The sequence below is a fragment of the Spirulina sp. LEGE 11439 genome, assembly GCF_059821285.1.
The window spans coordinates 88,817-104,366 of the sequence record NZ_JCAMRX010000019.1 but is presented as its reverse complement, the minus strand read 5'-3'; the positions used below and the strand labels follow the sequence as shown (position 1 = coordinate 104,366).

Annotated in this window: 12 protein-coding genes; 7 read left to right on the top strand and 5 right to left on the bottom strand. The window is 41.7% G+C overall.

What is annotated here, in order from left to right; genetic code table 11:
• Positions 1 to 65 precede the first annotated feature (65 nt).
• Positions 66 to 671, top strand: coding sequence for a leucine-rich repeat domain-containing protein (locus AC6RV6_RS14640; protein WP_500241600.1), 606 nt, complete (start codon positions 66 to 68; stop codon positions 669 to 671).
• 39 nt (positions 672 to 710) lie between these two features.
• Here AC6RV6_RS14640 and AC6RV6_RS14635 read toward each other — a convergent pair whose 3' ends face one another.
• Positions 711 to 5,063 (bottom strand): PA14 domain-containing protein, encoded by a 4,353-nt coding sequence (locus AC6RV6_RS14635; RefSeq protein ID WP_500241599.1) that lies wholly within the window; start codon positions 5,061 to 5,063, stop codon positions 711 to 713.
• 65 nt (positions 5,064 to 5,128) lie between these two features.
• Here AC6RV6_RS14635 and AC6RV6_RS14630 point away from each other — a divergent pair, with 65 nt between their 5' ends.
• A complete protein-coding gene (locus tag AC6RV6_RS14630) occupies positions 5,129 to 5,743 on the top strand; it encodes a hypothetical protein (RefSeq protein ID WP_500241598.1) in 615 nt (204 codons plus the stop codon).
• Between the two features lie 121 nt (positions 5,744 to 5,864).
• Here the strand turns inward: AC6RV6_RS14630 and holA are convergent, their stop codons facing one another.
• Positions 5,865 to 6,869 carry a DNA polymerase III subunit delta gene (holA, locus tag AC6RV6_RS14625; protein WP_500241604.1) on the bottom strand — a complete coding sequence of 335 codons (1,005 nt, stop codon included), beginning with the start codon at positions 6,867 to 6,869 and terminating at the stop codon, positions 5,865 to 5,867.
• A 138-nt stretch (positions 6,870 to 7,007) separates the two neighbouring features.
• Here holA and AC6RV6_RS14620 point away from each other — a divergent pair, with 138 nt between their 5' ends.
• Together AC6RV6_RS14620 and AC6RV6_RS14615 are read left to right on the top strand one after the other, a co-directional pair.
• Positions 7,008 to 7,778, top strand: coding sequence for a DUF1868 domain-containing protein (locus AC6RV6_RS14620; protein WP_500241597.1), 771 nt, complete (start codon positions 7,008 to 7,010; stop codon positions 7,776 to 7,778).
• Entirely contained in the window at positions 7,775 to 8,380 is a 606-nt protein-coding gene (locus AC6RV6_RS14615; RefSeq protein WP_500241596.1) for a cobalt-precorrin-8X methylmutase, read from the top strand. The genes AC6RV6_RS14620 and AC6RV6_RS14615 overlap by 4 nt, the downstream gene beginning before the upstream one ends.
• 45 nt (positions 8,381 to 8,425) lie before the next feature.
• Here AC6RV6_RS14615 and AC6RV6_RS14610 read toward each other — a convergent pair whose 3' ends face one another.
• A complete protein-coding gene (locus AC6RV6_RS14610) occupies positions 8,426 to 9,061 on the bottom strand; it encodes a peroxiredoxin (protein ID WP_500241595.1) in 636 nt (211 codons plus the stop codon).
• 285 nt (positions 9,062 to 9,346) lie between these two features.
• On the bottom strand, positions 9,347 to 11,122 hold the full coding sequence (locus AC6RV6_RS14605; RefSeq protein ID WP_500241594.1) for a tetratricopeptide repeat protein: 1,776 nt from the start codon (positions 11,120 to 11,122) through the stop codon (positions 9,347 to 9,349).
• A 155-nt stretch (positions 11,123 to 11,277) separates the two neighbouring features.
• Between AC6RV6_RS14605 and AC6RV6_RS14600 the strand changes: the two genes are divergently transcribed.
• On the top strand, positions 11,278 to 12,432 hold the full coding sequence (locus AC6RV6_RS14600) for a DUF922 domain-containing protein (RefSeq protein WP_500241593.1): 1,155 nt from the start codon (positions 11,278 to 11,280) through the stop codon (positions 12,430 to 12,432).
• Positions 12,433 to 12,500: 68 nt separating this feature from the next.
• Here the strand turns inward: AC6RV6_RS14600 and AC6RV6_RS14595 are convergent, their stop codons facing one another.
• Positions 12,501 to 12,962 (bottom strand): VOC family protein, encoded by a 462-nt coding sequence (locus AC6RV6_RS14595; RefSeq protein ID WP_500241592.1) that lies wholly within the window; start codon positions 12,960 to 12,962, stop codon positions 12,501 to 12,503.
• Between the two features lie 97 nt (positions 12,963 to 13,059).
• Here AC6RV6_RS14595 and AC6RV6_RS14590 point away from each other — a divergent pair, with 97 nt between their 5' ends.
• Both AC6RV6_RS14590 and AC6RV6_RS14585 read left to right on the top strand, forming a co-directional pair.
• Positions 13,060 to 14,484, top strand: coding sequence for an NCS2 family permease (locus tag AC6RV6_RS14590; protein ID WP_500241591.1), 1,425 nt, complete (start codon positions 13,060 to 13,062; stop codon positions 14,482 to 14,484).
• A gap of 99 nt (positions 14,485 to 14,583) precedes the next feature.
• The gene (locus tag AC6RV6_RS14585; protein WP_500241590.1) at positions 14,584 to 15,378 is read left to right on the top strand and encodes a glutathione S-transferase; all 795 of its coding nucleotides are present in this window, start codon (positions 14,584 to 14,586) and stop codon (positions 15,376 to 15,378) included.
• Positions 15,379 to 15,550 lie beyond the last annotated feature (172 nt).

Here is a 15,550-nt window from a genome sequence, read left to right as displayed (position 1 = left end):
TGAGATTAAGACCTGTAAGCTAGACTGGCCAAATGTTTTAATACTGGAGAGGTCTTTTAGAGCACTTGAGAATTCTTTCGCTTGATTCAAACCAATTAAAAGATATTACATCACTTTCATCAATGACTAATTTAACAGGACTTTTTGTGAGTTTTAATCAAATAGAAGATATTACTCCTCTTTCTCAACTTGTAAATCTCGAAACTCTTGGCATTGACTCTAATCCAGTGAAAAGTATTGAGCCTATTTCTTCTCTTTTCTCATTGAAATATCTTTTTTTAACTAATCTGTCAATCACAAATATTACACCAATTTCAACTTTAATTAATTTAGAAAAACTTTTTCTTGATTACAATCAAATTAAGGATATAAAACCTCTTTCTAATCTTAATAAATTACAAGTTTTAAAACTTACAAATAATCGAATAGAAGACGTTTCTATATTATCTTCTTTGACTAACTTAAGTAGCCTTAACCTTAGCAATAACAAAATCAGAAATTTGACTCCTTTATCTTTTTTAATTAATCTAGAGTTTCTGGCACTCTATTCTAATCCTATTGATAGCAAAAGTAATTTAGTTTCTTTATTTTCCTTAACTAACTTAACACATATAGGTCTACCTCTCTGCCCTTTTAAATTTGGTGATATTTGTCATGAAGGCCAAAACTAATTCATAACTATGTTGAATTTTTTTTGACCTGATAATTAGTTAAACTCCTGTGCTACTATTTGGTAAATTATATGTTCGACGATAGCCTTCAAGAGGAGACATCAAACTTTTGACATTGTCAGTATCAGACAAATAAATATTATTGGGTAAAGGTAAACGATAAGTAGTTAAATTAGTTTTAGTAATCAGTTCATTCTCATTATGTACTCCCAATGCAGCTTGAAGTAACGATATATTTGCTTCAGCAAAAAAGCGATTATTTAGAGAAGAGGAGCCAATCCCCATAATATCATAAGGATAAGCAAATTGACTAGGTCGATCAACCAAAGCATCTCCTCTAAGATTAAGACTAATTTGCGGATTTCCTGCTAATACTCGGTTTAGAGCTAAGATTTGATCCGCAGAAAGAGCTGGTAATATAGTTCCATTATTCGTAGCATTTTGAGTTATATAAGCATCCTGTAAACCAAAAGTATGACCGATTTCCTGAGAAATAGTGTTGGTAATAAACTGTGCAAATGTCGTGTTGGCATTGCGGCTTGCTTGATCCCAATCTAAATGTTGAGCTAAATTCACTTTAATGTTAGCCGATTTATACTGATTCAGTGCATTGGCTAAAGACCAAGATTTTGCTTTATGATTAGTGCTAGTGCTACTCAAGATAGACTCAACACTTCTATTAACATCAACGGGTGGAAGCCCAACTCCTCCAGAACCTGTTGCAAAACTTGCACCATAAATTGGTTGTCCCCCACCAAATACTTCACCCCACTCAATCTTGAAATCTCCTCCACCATTGTGACTAAATTGCATGGCTTGTACCTCATTGTTAACCGAAGCAAAGTCTTGAATAACTTCTTGGTAAACTTGATCTTCTAGAGTATCAATAAAATCATCTCGCAACCCTCTGTTCAAATGAGGATTATAGTAGAGATCGGACGGCAAATTTGTTCCAAAAAGAGAATTACCATAAGCATTGAAAAATCCGCTTCCAATCTGAAGATCTGAATGATTAATATAATCATAATCATACTCCCAACTTCCATTTTGTATCTGACGGACTTTACTCAAAGCTAACCCCATCTGAAATTTAAAGTCATTTAAATTCAAATCAATTGTCGTTGGTGCAATTGCCTGTTGTGAGAAAACATTAAGCGAACCAATGGTTAAATTGGTATCTCCACCAACATGAGTTCTTATTTTAACAGTATCGATAAAATCGCCTTCTGCTTGAGGATCGAACTTCCAAACTGTAGAAAATAGTTCATTCCCAGAACGTACTCGCACAGGAGAACCATAAGAAAAATCGTTGCTATCTTGTCCTAAATAATAATGATTGTAATCAGGTTCTGCTTTTTCAAAGGATGTTGTGAGATTTGTGGGTGCATAGACATTAACCATTTTCTCTCGAACAAAACCTCCCTGCCCATCAGCTAATGTGCGCTCAAAGAAAACTCCACTATTATGATCGGGTGAGTTTGGAGCAGGATCGTGAGCATTAACCCAACGATACAGGTAATGATGGTCGTTCGCACTACCAACCTTACGCCCTCCTACCTCATAAAACTCATACCAAACTTGTACCCGCGAACCGTAAAGGCGATCTTGAGTAATATTCTGATAACCACCAGACCCAAACATCTCCTCATAATCCTTGGGCTGAATATTGAGATAGCTATTTTGATTTAATAAGTCATTCCGGTTCAAGGTTGCCGACCAAAGATTATTACCTTGTACATTGGGTGGAGTTTCCAGAAACTTATTAAAGGTTGAGAAATTATCATTATCAACCAAATTGACATAAACTTGTGCGTAATCAAAAATAAGATCTTGGGCTAAATTTTGTAACCCGTCAGACTTACCAATAGAAATTGGAGCATTATTATTATTAACAATCAAATGTCCCTTACCTTGAGTTGGCATATTTCTGAGACGAGTATAAAATTGAACCCCCGTCGGATTCCATTGATCTTCATCACACCACGAGTCCGCGCCAGTACCATGAGTATGTTCAAAAGTCAAACAAGTGTAATAACCCAACTCTTTTTCAACTAAAAGAATGTTGGGTTCAGAAAGACTACTCCAACCCAGTTCCACATAACTCTGGTGGGGATTTTCTGCTACCTCAAACCAATCTCCAAAGGATTCTAACTCTATCTCATAGGTCTCTCCAGCCTGCAAAGGTAACGCGATACTCGTAACATTGGGATCGGCAAAATTATCCAGAACCACTTCCCCATTAACAATTAAACGAACGGGAAAATCGGAAAATGTCTCAAAGGTATAATCTTCATCAAATTGAGGTGTTACTTCTCCAGACCAACTGGCTAAAACCTCATTGGGATATAACTGAGAAGAAGGAATAATTTCTTTGGTCTGAGAAAGACTCGACCATAACAATTTTGCTGTCGCATCTCCACCGACCTCAAAATACTCCATTTTGATATCGTACTTCTGACCGGCTTCGAGAAAAATCGCTTGGCCGGCGTTTTCCATCAACCCATGATTTGCCCAATTATCGATTATCAATACCTCATTTACCCACAAGCGCACTCCCTCGTCACTCTGAGTATAAAAGGTGTAATAGTCATCATAAAGCGCTTCAACTTGCCCCGTCCATCGCACGCTGAAGGTATCTGGAGCAATGCTCGGGTCGGGAGAGTTCCCTCCCCAAGCAAAATCTACCATTACATCCGTGCGACTCATCACAAAATTAGTAAAATCTAATCCGTCGTAATATTCTCCTAATAGTCCTGTCCCTTGTCTTTCTGCTCCTATAGGTACAAGTGGCTCTCCTGCATAAAGGAAGGCTTGAGGAACAATTTCTTTGGTTTGCGAGGCACTTTCCCAAAGCAGTTCTATTGATGCCCAACCCCCATTCTCGTAAAAATCTAACTCGATATCGTATTTCTCTCCTGCAACTAATTCAATTGTGCCAGAATGCTGTTCCCATACTCCATTATTCCAATTGTCAATAAGAACTTGCCCATTAACCTTGAGGCGAACTCCTTCTTCTCCTTCGGTGTAAAACGTATAGGTTTCGCTATAAACGGCTTCAACTTGTCCCGTCCATTGAATGCTAAACGTATCTGAAGCAATGTTTGGATCGGGAGAATTAGTTTGCCAATCAAAGTCAACGACTGCATCAGTTCGCTCGAAAACAAAATTGCCAAAATCTAAGTCATCGTAATATTTTCCTAAGAGTCCCGTTCCTTCTCCTTGCACTCCAGTAGGCAAAGAAGTTTCCTCTGCATAAAGAAAGGCTTGCGGTACGATTTCTTTAGTTTGAGATGCGCTCTCCCAAAGTAATTCTATCGATGCCCAACCTCCATTCTCGTAAAAATCTAACTCGATATCGTATTTCTGTCCGGCTAGCAAATCTATTGTTCCAAAATGCTGCTCCCATACTCCATTATTCCAATTGTCAATGAGAACTTGCCCATTTATCTTCAGTCGAACTCCTTCTTCTCCTTCTGTATAAAACGTATATGTTTCGCTATAAACAGCTTCAACTTCTCCTGTCCATTGAATGCTGAATGTATCGGAAGCAATATTGACATCGGGAGAATTGGTTTGCCAATCAAAGTCAACGACTGCATCAGTTCGCTCGAAAACAAAATTGCCAAAATCTAAGTCATCGTAATATTTTCCTAAGAGTCCCGTTCCTTCTCCTTGCACTCCAGTAGGCAAAGAAGTTTCCTCTGCATAAAGAAAGGCTTGCGGTACGATTTCTTTAGTTTGAGATGCGCTCTCCCAAAGTAATTCTATCGATGCCCAACCTCCATTCTCGTAAAAATCTAACTCGATATCGTATTTCTGTCCGGCTAGCAAATCTATTGTTCCAAAATGTTGTTCCCATACTCCATTATTCCAATTGTCAATGAGAACTTGTCCATTTACCTTCAGTCGAACTCCTTCTTCTCCTTCTGTATAAAAAGTATAGGTTTCGCTATAAAGTGCTTCGATTTGTCCCGTCCATTGAATACTGAATGTATCGGAAGCCATATTGACATCGGGAGAATTTGTTTGCCAATCAAAGTCAACGACTGCATCAGTTCGAGTTAAGGCTAAATTGCCAAAATCCAGATCGTCATAATATTTTCCTAACAGTCTCGTTCCTTCTCCTTGCACTCCGGTTGGTAAAGGAGTTCCTCCCGAATAAAGGAAGGCTTGGGGAACGATTCCTTTGGTTTGAGATGCGCTTCCCCACAGCAATTCTATCGAGGCATTTCCCCCATTTTCGTAGTAATCTAATTCGATATCATATTTCTGTCCTGCGATGAGGTCAATAGTACCAAAATGTTGCTCCCAATGGCCGTTATTCCAATTATCGATGAGGACTTGCCCATTGACTTTCAATCGAACTCCTTCTTCTCCTTCGGTGTAGAACATATAGGTTTCGCTATAAAGCGCTTCAATATATACTTGAACAAGTTAATGAAAAAAAGGAGATCGTTATGCCAGATTGGATCACCACAATGCTTACCAGATATTTTACAACTCAATTAGCTATAAAAGTTCGAGAGATAATAACTCTCTCAAAAACAGGTGTATATCAAAATCGAGATGGAAAAGGTTTCATAAAGGAATTGGAAGAACAGTTAAAAAAATCAGATCAATTATGTATTTTGACAACTTGGAGTGTTTATCTTCTTAACACCAAATTTCTGGAAAATGTAATGGAGAATATTGCCAAGAAGCCGAATGGTACGGTACAAATATTACTTCTCGATCCAAAATCTTCATTCATAGAGGCACGTGCTAAAACTATAAAAAAATATTACGAGCCTGAAGTATTTCGCCAATCTATCGCCCTTAACATTGAAGCGATAAAAAAATCTGTGGGAGATAATAAAGATATAAAAAGTAGGGTTGAGATTAAAACCTATGATATGCTACCTACAGTTCCAATTTTTATAACTAAAGAATATATTTTTGTTGGTTGGTTTTTATTAAACTTGCAAGATAGTGAAAACACTTATGTTGTTTTAAAATCAGAGGATAAAGCTGCTAAACCTTTTATTGGCCACTTTAAAAGTCTTTGGAAAAAATCATCATCCGTTGAATTCTAAGCACAGCAAAATCCGGATGTGCGACAAACTCATCGATCGCACCTTCTGCGCGTTGCCACAGCAAATCCGATCGCGAGATTTCTGTCCCGGGTAAAGTGGAGGCAAACGCGATCGCTTCCCATTACCGTCCTCTTCGTCCCGAAGAAGATTTACAAGCGCGACACAATTCGATCGCTTTACTTTGCAACGCAGCGATCGGCTCTGCTCCTCGTTTCAAACTCACTTCTAATTCGAGTAAAATGGGTAAAGTTTTTAGTAATTGTTGAGAACTCAAAGATTGAATTTCTTTGCGAATAAAATAGATGCGCTTGGGATTACCAATTTCCGCCGCCGTTGCGATCGCTTTTTCATCTTTTCCCCCACTTTCTACCATAATTTTCACCGTCAACCAAGTGCGAAATTGTCCCACCAAAGTCGCAACAATTCGCAAAGCAGGTTCGTTACGATTGATTAAATCAGCAACTAAACCCAAGGCTTTCGCTTCATTTCCTTCTCGAATCGCCGCCGCTAATTGCAGGCTATTTTGAGTATTAACGGCGACCAATCTGGCAATAACTTTCTCATCTAAAGGTTTCTTTGCTTTCTCTCCATACAAGCGTAATTTATCCAATTCGTTCCATAATTGGCGGGTATTACTCCCCACAGATTCCGCTAAAAGTTCTATCCCCCGAGGAGTTAACTTCACTTCTTTTTCTCCAGCAAATTGACGAACTTTTTTGATGATTTCTTCGGTTTTCCACGGTGGAATAAAAGAAAATTCCCGGATCTCGGCGTGTTTTTGTAACAACTTCACCGACTTGCTGCGCTTATCTAACTTTTTGCGCGTGGTTAATAATAACGTCGAAGTCTGAGGGACTTTAGGGAGTGTTCGCTTGAGTTCTGACAATAAACTTTCCGCACAAGATTGCGTCACGATCGCTTCTTCGATCCAAATTAAACGTCCTCCCATACCAAATGGCGGAGTCATCGCTTGATTGAGTCCTTCGATTGTCGTTTCCGGACGATCGCCGACGATGCGCTCAAAATTAAACTGAATCCAGTTGGGATCGAGAACTTCTTGACGCAACTGCGCGATCGCTTGACTCATCGCGAAGTCATCTTCACCCCAAAACACGTAAATAGACATTTTCAATGAACCCCGATTGAGGATTTTCTCGGCGACTTCCCCATCTTTGCCTTTCCCTTCTACAATGAGTAAACGGGAGCAATAAGGAGTTTTCATCCTTCATCCTGTAGCCTTCATTCTGCAAGGGGGAATCAGAGATTGGACGAAACCTATCAAACTTATGTTAACCGAGTGGCGAAACTAACTCGCCCTGTAACTTGTAGCAATCAACTGCAAAACGTTCAGGAATCTGCCAAATTTAAACAGGGAGTGGCGATCGCTTTTCCGGGATATACCGTCAGTTCTCCCACCTACAATCTGGATAAGGATAACAAAGTATTTTACGACCATCTCGAAACTGCGCGATCGCAATTATTAGCACAGATCGAGGAAGGTTTATTCATCCCCGTCCCGGCTGATAGCTTTCACCTTACCATCGCGGATTTGATTTGGGATAGCGATTATCAGGACGCGATCGCCGAAGATAAGGAGTTTGAATTGAGATTGCGCGATCGCGTGGCTTACAGCTTCGATCGCTATCAACAATCGATCCCCGATCGCCGTTCCGTTTCTTTGCAATTGTTGGGCATTGTCGTCCGACCTCGGGCGATCGAAGCCTGTTTGGTTCCCAAAGATGAAGAATCTCACAATAGACTATTACAATTGCGCCGCGCTCTTTATCAAGATCGCGGTTTGATTGCCATAGGCGTACAGCAACAGTATCACTACACTGCTCACATTACTTTGGGATACTTTGGATCGGGGGTAGAAACCTTCGATCGCGATCGCTTTTGTAATACTCTCACTAAGTTTAACGATCGCTGGACGGATACCGATGAAATCTTGACCCTCGATCGCGCTGAAGTCTATAAATTTGATGATATGACGCGCTTTTATAAAGAACCCGATTTTCCCTTCGTGCAGTTTTGAGCAGTTTAAATCATCCCATCCTTGAAGAAAGTTTTGCCATCATCGATCGCGAGATCGGCGAACATTCTTTGACTCCCCAAGAATATGCGATCGTGCGGCGCATCATCCATGCAACGGCGGATTTTGAGTTTGCTCGCTTGGTTTATTTTAGTCCCGATGCCCTTGAGAAAGGAATCGCCGCTTTGCGCGATCGCCGTCCGATTGTTGTGGATGTAAGCATGATTCGCCAAGGAATTGCCAGTATGGTGAAAAAGACTTTTGGTAATAAAATTATTACCGCGATCGATTGGTGTAATGTGCCTTTACAGGGAAAAACTCGCACGGAAACGGGACTGATGCGCTGTTTTGCCGAATATCCCCAAGCCATTTATGCGATCGGCAATGCACCGACGGCTTTACTGGCTTTATGCGAATCTCTTCCCCAGTCACCTCAACAACCTGCCCTCGTTATTGGATCCCCCGTGGGTTTTGTCAATGTGGTTGAATCCAAACAGAGCCTCGAGCAAACCAATATTCCCCAAATTCGCATTCAGGGACGAAAAGGCGGTTCTCCAGCTACTTCAGCGATTCTCAATGCTTTATGCAATCTTGCCTATCAATAAAAATCTCTGTAGGATTGTTCGACAATCCTACAGAAAGGCGATCGCTTATTTATCCGGTTGAGGAGTCATCCGCAAATAAGATTTGATTTCAGTCACTCCTTTAGGGAACTTCTTCTTCGCTTCCTCGGTGGGAATGCTCGGGGCAACCACGACATCTTCCCCTGCTTGCCAGTTTACCGGGGTTGCAACCGAATACTTATCGGTTAATTGGAGAGAATCAATCGTCCGGAGAATTTCAGCAAAATTCCGTCCGGTGCTGGGGGGATAAGTAATCGTTAAACGCAATTTTTTGCTGGGATCGATCACGAATACCGTCCGTACCGTGAGCTTAGCATTGGCATTGGGATGAATCATGCCATAGAGATCGGAAACCTTCTGATCTTCGTCAGCAATGATGGGATAGTTAACCGTGGTGTTTTGGGTTTCATTGATATCCCCGATCCATCCTTTATGAGACTCAGCACCATCAACGCTTAAAGCAATAACCTTCGCATTGCGTTTTGCAAATTCTGGCTTGAGCTTGGATACTTCCCCGAGTTCGGTGGTGCAAACGGGAGTATAGTCAGCAGGATGGGAAAAAAGTACTACCCAACTATCTCCAGCCCAATCATAAAAAGTAATTTCCCCTTCGTTGGTTGCTTGGGTAAAATTGGGGACGCTATCGCCTAATTGCAATGTCATATTGTAATCTCCTTTACAAATTTTACGAACGCGATCTGCAACGTATTATCTTGCCATAAGAGTTTAGTCTTCCCCACCAACTTTAGACCTTCTTTAAGATTTCATTCACAATTTGAGATAATTTCTGCAAAAGAAGCGATCGCTTCTGTCTTCTCTCATCCTTTATTTTGAGAAAACAGAAATAATTGTGTTTCACAGAATCTTTCCACAATCAAGACATTGTTTCTTTTCTTAACAAAATAGTCATTCTTTTGCGATCGCCAGACTTTACCAGCATTGTTGGAGTTAAATTCCGAGTAACTTGATAACTCGTTCGACAATTTCCGAGGTTTGTTGATATCTCTCGAGTTCGGCAAACTGAGTGGCAATAGAACTTAATAACAATGCTTTTTGTTCTGGATTTTGTAGGGTTTCGGATAATTTCAACGCATCAGTGAGAACTGCAATCGCTTCTTCTTTTTTGTCAAGGCGATCGAGTTGAACGGCAAGAAAAATTAATGCACCAATTTTTTCAAGTTTATCTTCGATTAAAGTAATAAACTGTAAAGATTCTTCGCGTTTTCCAGTTTCTGCGACAGTATAGGCAGCATCGCGCACGGTATTCTTTTTTTCTACTCCATTAGTTCTCTTTTGTAACAAATCCAAAGCCAAATCGTAGACTTCACTTTCGACAAAAGGCAAAACAATTAAACCCAAGAGCGAATCTTTCACAGTTGCTTCGGTTAAACTATCCCACAATTGTAATGCTTGTATGAGAGTTTCTCGGGCAGTTTCTCCTCGTTGGTTTTGGTGTAAATGAAACGCGATCGCACCGAGAGCAACGGTTTTAAGTTCCGTTCCTTGAATCTCTTCAACGACTTCTAAAGCACGATCGAATTGTTCTTTTTCTGCGAGTATTGTGGCAATATTTTTTAAAGTTTCATCGGAGTTTGTAAAAGGGCGCAGAAGTGATAAAGCGCGATCTATTCTGCCTTTTTTTGCTAAATCAACGGCAATTTGTTGAATAACAGTCTCTCTGAGTCCGGGAACATCAATTTTGGACGTTAATTCTAAAGCGCGAGCAAATTTGCCAGCTTCTCCTAAATGACGTGCAGTATAAAATAACGTTTCTGCCTTAACAGAAGAATTCGTAATGCGATCGCTTAATTCTAGAGCGAGAGCGAATTCTCCCCCGCGAGCGAGATAAGTAGAGAGATTACTCAAGACTGAATTTGTTTGAGCGTTCGCCTCTAATTGAGGTAATAATGTTTTGAGTATCTCGAATTGTTCCTCACCGCGATCGCGTTCTCCATTTTCGATAAATTTTAAACCAATTGCACCTAATGCATGAACGCGATTAATTGTCCTCTCCAACAGAGGAATAATATCTAATGCTTGTTTGGGTTTACCATTTTCTGCTAACGATAATGCGGCCAGCAACGTAAAATCTTGTTTCGTGCGATCGCTGTCTACTCTGTCAGCAATTTCGAGAATGCGATCGCTTTTTCCTTGTTCGGCAAATCCGAAAGCCAGTCCGCGCAAACTCATTGATTGTAGCAAATCTCGATCGATATCCTGCAGAATCTCCCAAGCGCGATCGTACTTTTGATTGGCAATTGCAGCCTCGACAAAAAGCAATAAAATATAATTATCTTCATTATTTACTAACTGCACTAATTCCCAAGCCCGATCGCTTTGTTCTTCAGCAATTAAATTATTAAAAACTTCGGCTAAAACCCTCGTATCTCTTTCATTTTTAATCAGATCCCAGACAAATTCTATATCTCCTTTTCTGGCTAATCTTAATCCTAATTCAGAGATGATTTGAACGCGAATATCTGGGTTTTCAATAGCGTGGAGAATCTCGACCATGCGATCGCGATCGCCAACTTCGGCTAAAGCGATCGCCAAACTTCCCAAAGCTGCATTTTTCCAGATCGATTCCTCTTCAGGTGTAATATTTTGAGCTAAGTTTATTGACGCGTTTAAGTTTTTTTTCGAAGAATCGATGGTGAGTGCGATCGCATTCGGAGCAAGAAAAAAGAGAAGAGAAACAAATGCAAAAATCCGAGAAAACTGCATGATGTGAGAACGAATAAACAACAATTCTACCGATCCACCTACACTGGAACTATATAGTAACCTCAATGTTATCTCTTTCGGGTTTGGGGCAGCGTAAAAATTTTTGAACTCTTTTCGAGGGAATGCGATCGCTGATAGTATTGGAAATAATGATTGTGTTGAAGGGAGTAATGCGAAAAGTTGGGAAGTTAGCGCTCTTTGTGTTAGCAAGTGTATGGGGGACTTTGGCTTGTCAACAAGAAGAACTCCCTCAGGTTCCTGTTTCTGCAAGCGAGCAGCCATCTCCTGCACTGTCAATTAGTTCTGAACCTCAAATCATTTTTGCTAATCTCAACATTCCTAGTGGATTTTTTGCCGGAGTTGAGAAGGAGAGAAGAATGCTTGCGAGGGTAAATTGTCCCAGTGCTGACGGTATTATTGTGGGCTTGCAAGAAGGAGAACAAAACTTTATATTTATCCCAGAAAGCCCGTTAAACAAAGCAATGGCGCAAGCGGTTTGCCAGCAAAAAACAGCAATAACGGCAACGAACAATGGGACAAAAGCCACTATTTCTCTTTCGGTCTTGTCTGAAAATCCTGTGTGGAGATATGGCGTGAATTCGGCATCGAAAGCAGCAGAACTTTCCCAGTCGGCTCAAACGTTTCAGCAATGGCTAACCGTCAAGGAGACGTGGGAAGTCGCGATCGCGTTTGCTCAAAACGTACCGTCAAGCCATGCAAACTATGCCACAGCACAACAAAAAGTTCAGGAATGGGGCAGGAATCAAGAGGTGTCTCAGCAGAAACTCGAGCAAATTATCCGGCAAAAAGTTCCACCACTATCAAAAAACATCGAGCAGAAATACTATACCGTTGTGGGAGAAACAATCGACGATCTTTATCTGAGTCTGGATCGAACAGACCCGGAAGGCTCTTACAATGCTGCTGCAAATGCTTGGTGGCAAGTAGGGTGGGCGTATCAATACTTGACAACGGCTAATGGTTGTTACATCAACCCCGAAACCTTGGAAGTTAAGGTTTCGGGACTGATTCAGATGCCTCGGTGGAATCCTCCACCCGATACCTCTCCATCCTTGATTCAGCGTTGGCAAAACTATGTTGCTACCGTACAGCAACACGAGAATCAGCATATTCAACATGGGTTGGAGGCCGGACAGATGATTCGCAAGGAGTTACCAAAATTAACATCTGCAACCTGCAAAGATTTAGAAGCTCAAGCTGATACCAAAGGATATCAGATCAAATACGATCATCATCAAAAGGATTATGAGTATGATAAAAAAGAGAGGAAAAAGAAAAGATACCTATAGTATAAATAAAAGCCACCTTGCTTTAGTAAGAAAAATTATCTGTTGTGGGATCTAAAAATAAAGAATTGCTAAACGACAATAGGCTGAGATTCATACAAAATCAATAAATGACGATCGCAATCGAAAACCCCCTGCTCGGTAAACTGGCGATCGCTAGCTGTAAAATGATTAGGGGGACAAATAGGAAGATTAAGCGCTTGCCATTGAGAGAGAATCCTCTCGAGAGAATCGACTTGCACCACCAAACCCGCGCGATAAGGGGGTTGTACGGGAGGAAAATCAATCCCTTTAACCTCAGCTAACGCTAAAGCCCGAGGTTCGTTCGGGGTACTAAAGGCAGCAAAAGTGAGAGAAGCCGTAACAGGTAAAGCAAATACAGTATAGAGATAAGAATCGGGATCGGCGGGACTCTGATAATCCAAGCGAAACCCCAAGATATCTCGATAAATTTTTAGCGATCGCTCGAGGTCAGACACCAACAAACAAGGGCGCTTCAGGTGCAACCCGACAATAGAACGATTTTCGCTCATTCTCAATTTCCTCTGATTTGCCGTATATGGTATGACAACACCTTAGCCGATTCTCGTTTACTGTTGACTATCCACCGTTTACTGTTTCCCTCAAAACATGACTCGAGAACCTGAAAACGCGCCCCCTGCAACCGAGGATAAAGCGATCGCCCCTGAAGAACAAACAACCCCAATCAATGCGATCGCTCAATACTTCAACTTTGCCGAACTTAAAACTAACTTTCGTACAGAAATCCTCGCTGGAATTACAACTTTTGTAACGATCGCTTATATCCTCGTGGTGAATCCGGGGATTCTGTCCAATGCCATTTTCCTGCAAGAATCCGGGGATCTATTTAGCGAATTGGTCATCGCGACAGGACTCTCCGCCGCGATCGCCACCCTTGTCATGGGACTTTACGCCAAATATCCCTTTGCCCTCGCCCCCGGCATGGGACTCAACGCCTATTTTGCCTTTTCCGTCGTCTTAGCCTTGGGCATTGATTGGCGCGTTGCCCTTGCCGCCGTCTTCATTGAAGGCATTCTTTTCATTCTCCTCACCATCACCAACCTCCGCGCCAAAATCGTCACCCTCATCCCCGAATGTATTAAACACTCAACGGCAACTGGAATCGGCTTATTTATCGCTTATATCGGCTTATCAGGCAGTACAGAAACCGGCGGTGCAGGCTTGATCGTCGCCAACCCCGCCACTACCACCAGCTTAGGCGACTTGAGCAACCCGAATACCTTAATGGCGATCGCAGGCTTATTCATCACCGCCGCATTCATTGCCAGACGCATCAAAGGCGCACTCTTATGGGGAATCTTAGCGACAGCAATATTAGGCTGGATCTTGCAGATTTCTCCCCCTCCTCAAGGCATCGTCGCCGTCCCTGTCGTTCCCGTACACTTGTTCGGCCAAGCCTTTGTCGGCTTGGGAGAAATTCTAAAAATTAATATTTGGCAACTCATCTCCATTGTTTTTGTCTTCTTCTTCGTCGATCTCTTCGATACCGTCGGCACCCTCACGGGTTTAGGAATTAAAGCCGGATACATTAACGAAAAAGGCGAATTTCCTCGGGTCAATCGGGCATTTATGGCAGATGCAGTGGGAACAACAGCAGGATCTATCATGGGAACATCTACCGTGACCACCTATATCGAATCCGCTTCTGGAGTTTCCGAAGGAGGACGCAGTGGGTTTACTGCTGTCGTTACTGCTTTTTTATTGACCCTCTCTATTCTCTTTATCCCTGTCCTAAAAGCTATTCCCGCCTTTGCCACAGCCCCGGCTTTAATTATCGTTGGGGTTCTCATGGTGGGAAGTGCCGCCCACATTCACTGGGATGACCCCGCAGAGGCTATTCCTTCTTTTTTAACCATCCTGATTATGCCGTTAAGTTTCTCCATTGCCGAAGGATTGGCGGCAGGTTTAATCACTTATCCCCTCATCAAAACCTTCCAAGGAAAATTCCACGAGACCAAAATCGGACTGTGGATTTTAGCCGCCCTCTTCATCCTTAAATTCGCAATGCGGTAAGGTAGGATTGGGAACTTGAGAATTGGAAATTGAGGATGTTGTTCCCAATTCCCGATTCCCGATTCCCGATTCCCTTCTACTGTTTACTGGTGAGATGCAATGTTGGAGTTATATCAATTCGAGCTATCGCAATACTCCGAGAAAGTCAGGCTCATTCTTGACTATAAAGGCTTAGAATATCGCAAGATTGAAGTAACTCCCGGGGTAGGACAGTTGGAACTTTTCCAAAAGTCCGGACAGCGACAAGTTCCCGTTTTAAAAGATGGAGAAACTTATGTTTGCGATTCCACGGAAATTGCCTTTTATTTGGAACGCAAATACCCCGATCGCCCTATTTTGCCCAGCGATCCCAGAGCAAAGGGACTGTGTTTGCTGATGGAAGAATGGGCGGATGAATCGATAGGTTTAAAAGGACGTAAAGCCTTTATCGGTGCCCTCAATAAAAATCAAAATTTCCGCACTTCCATCTTACCGAAAAACACGCCAGAGTTTTTAAAAACCATTGTCGGAGCGCTACCGGGGGATATGTTGGATATCTTAGGGGCTGGTGTTGGGCTGGGAGGAGATGCCGTGAAGGAGGCAGAAAGCGGACTCAAACAAGATTTAGAGGCACTTTGCTTGCTCTTGCAAGATAGTCCTTATTTGACAGGAAACGAACCGACCTTAGCCGATTTAACAGTAGCCGCCTTAAGCGTCCTGCTCAAGTTTCCCGAGGGGAGCTATTTAGACATTCCTGAAGAATTCCAAGGCAAAGGAATCCCGGGGTTGGGAGATAATAGCGCTTACGAACCGTTTTTTTCGTGGCGCGATCGCCTGTACGAGCATTTTCGTCAACCTTTAACTCCCACAGACTCAAGTTCTGATTCTCCTCCCAAAAACATTGAAATTGATTAGGCAAAACTTGGATTGAGTTTCCTCAAATCAAAACATTTTATATTGATAGTCTCCCTTTTTTCTGTAACATAGAGAAAAGGGTTTTTTAATATAAGATAGTCTCGTGAAAAATGAACTGAAAAGCCATTTTTTCTTCATTGATGAATTCGATTAAGCGATCGCTTTAAACATC

Bases quoted from the DNA above. Each gene is read 5' to 3' on its own strand.
- AC6RV6_RS14635 (WP_500241599.1), bottom strand. From the start codon at position 5,063: ATGTTCTACACCGAAGGAGAAGAAGGAGTTCGATTGAAAGTCAATGGG.
- AC6RV6_RS14630 (WP_500241598.1), top strand. From the start codon at position 5,129: ATGCCAGATTGGATCACCACAATGCTTACCAGATATTTTACAACTCAA.
- holA (WP_500241604.1), bottom strand. From the start codon at position 6,869: ATGTCTATTTACGTGTTTTGGGGTGAAGATGACTTCGCGATGAGTCAA.
- AC6RV6_RS14610 (WP_500241595.1), bottom strand. From the start codon at position 9,061: ATGACATTGCAATTAGGCGATAGCGTCCCCAATTTTACCCAAGCAACC.
- AC6RV6_RS14605 (WP_500241594.1), bottom strand. From the start codon at position 11,122: ATGCAGTTTTCTCGGATTTTTGCATTTGTTTCTCTTCTCTTTTTTCTT.
- AC6RV6_RS14595 (WP_500241592.1), bottom strand. From the start codon at position 12,962: ATGAGCGAAAATCGTTCTATTGTCGGGTTGCACCTGAAGCGCCCTTGT.
- AC6RV6_RS14590 (WP_500241591.1), top strand. From the start codon at position 13,060: ATGACTCGAGAACCTGAAAACGCGCCCCCTGCAACCGAGGATAAAGCG.
- AC6RV6_RS14585 (WP_500241590.1), top strand. From the start codon at position 14,584: ATGTTGGAGTTATATCAATTCGAGCTATCGCAATACTCCGAGAAAGTC.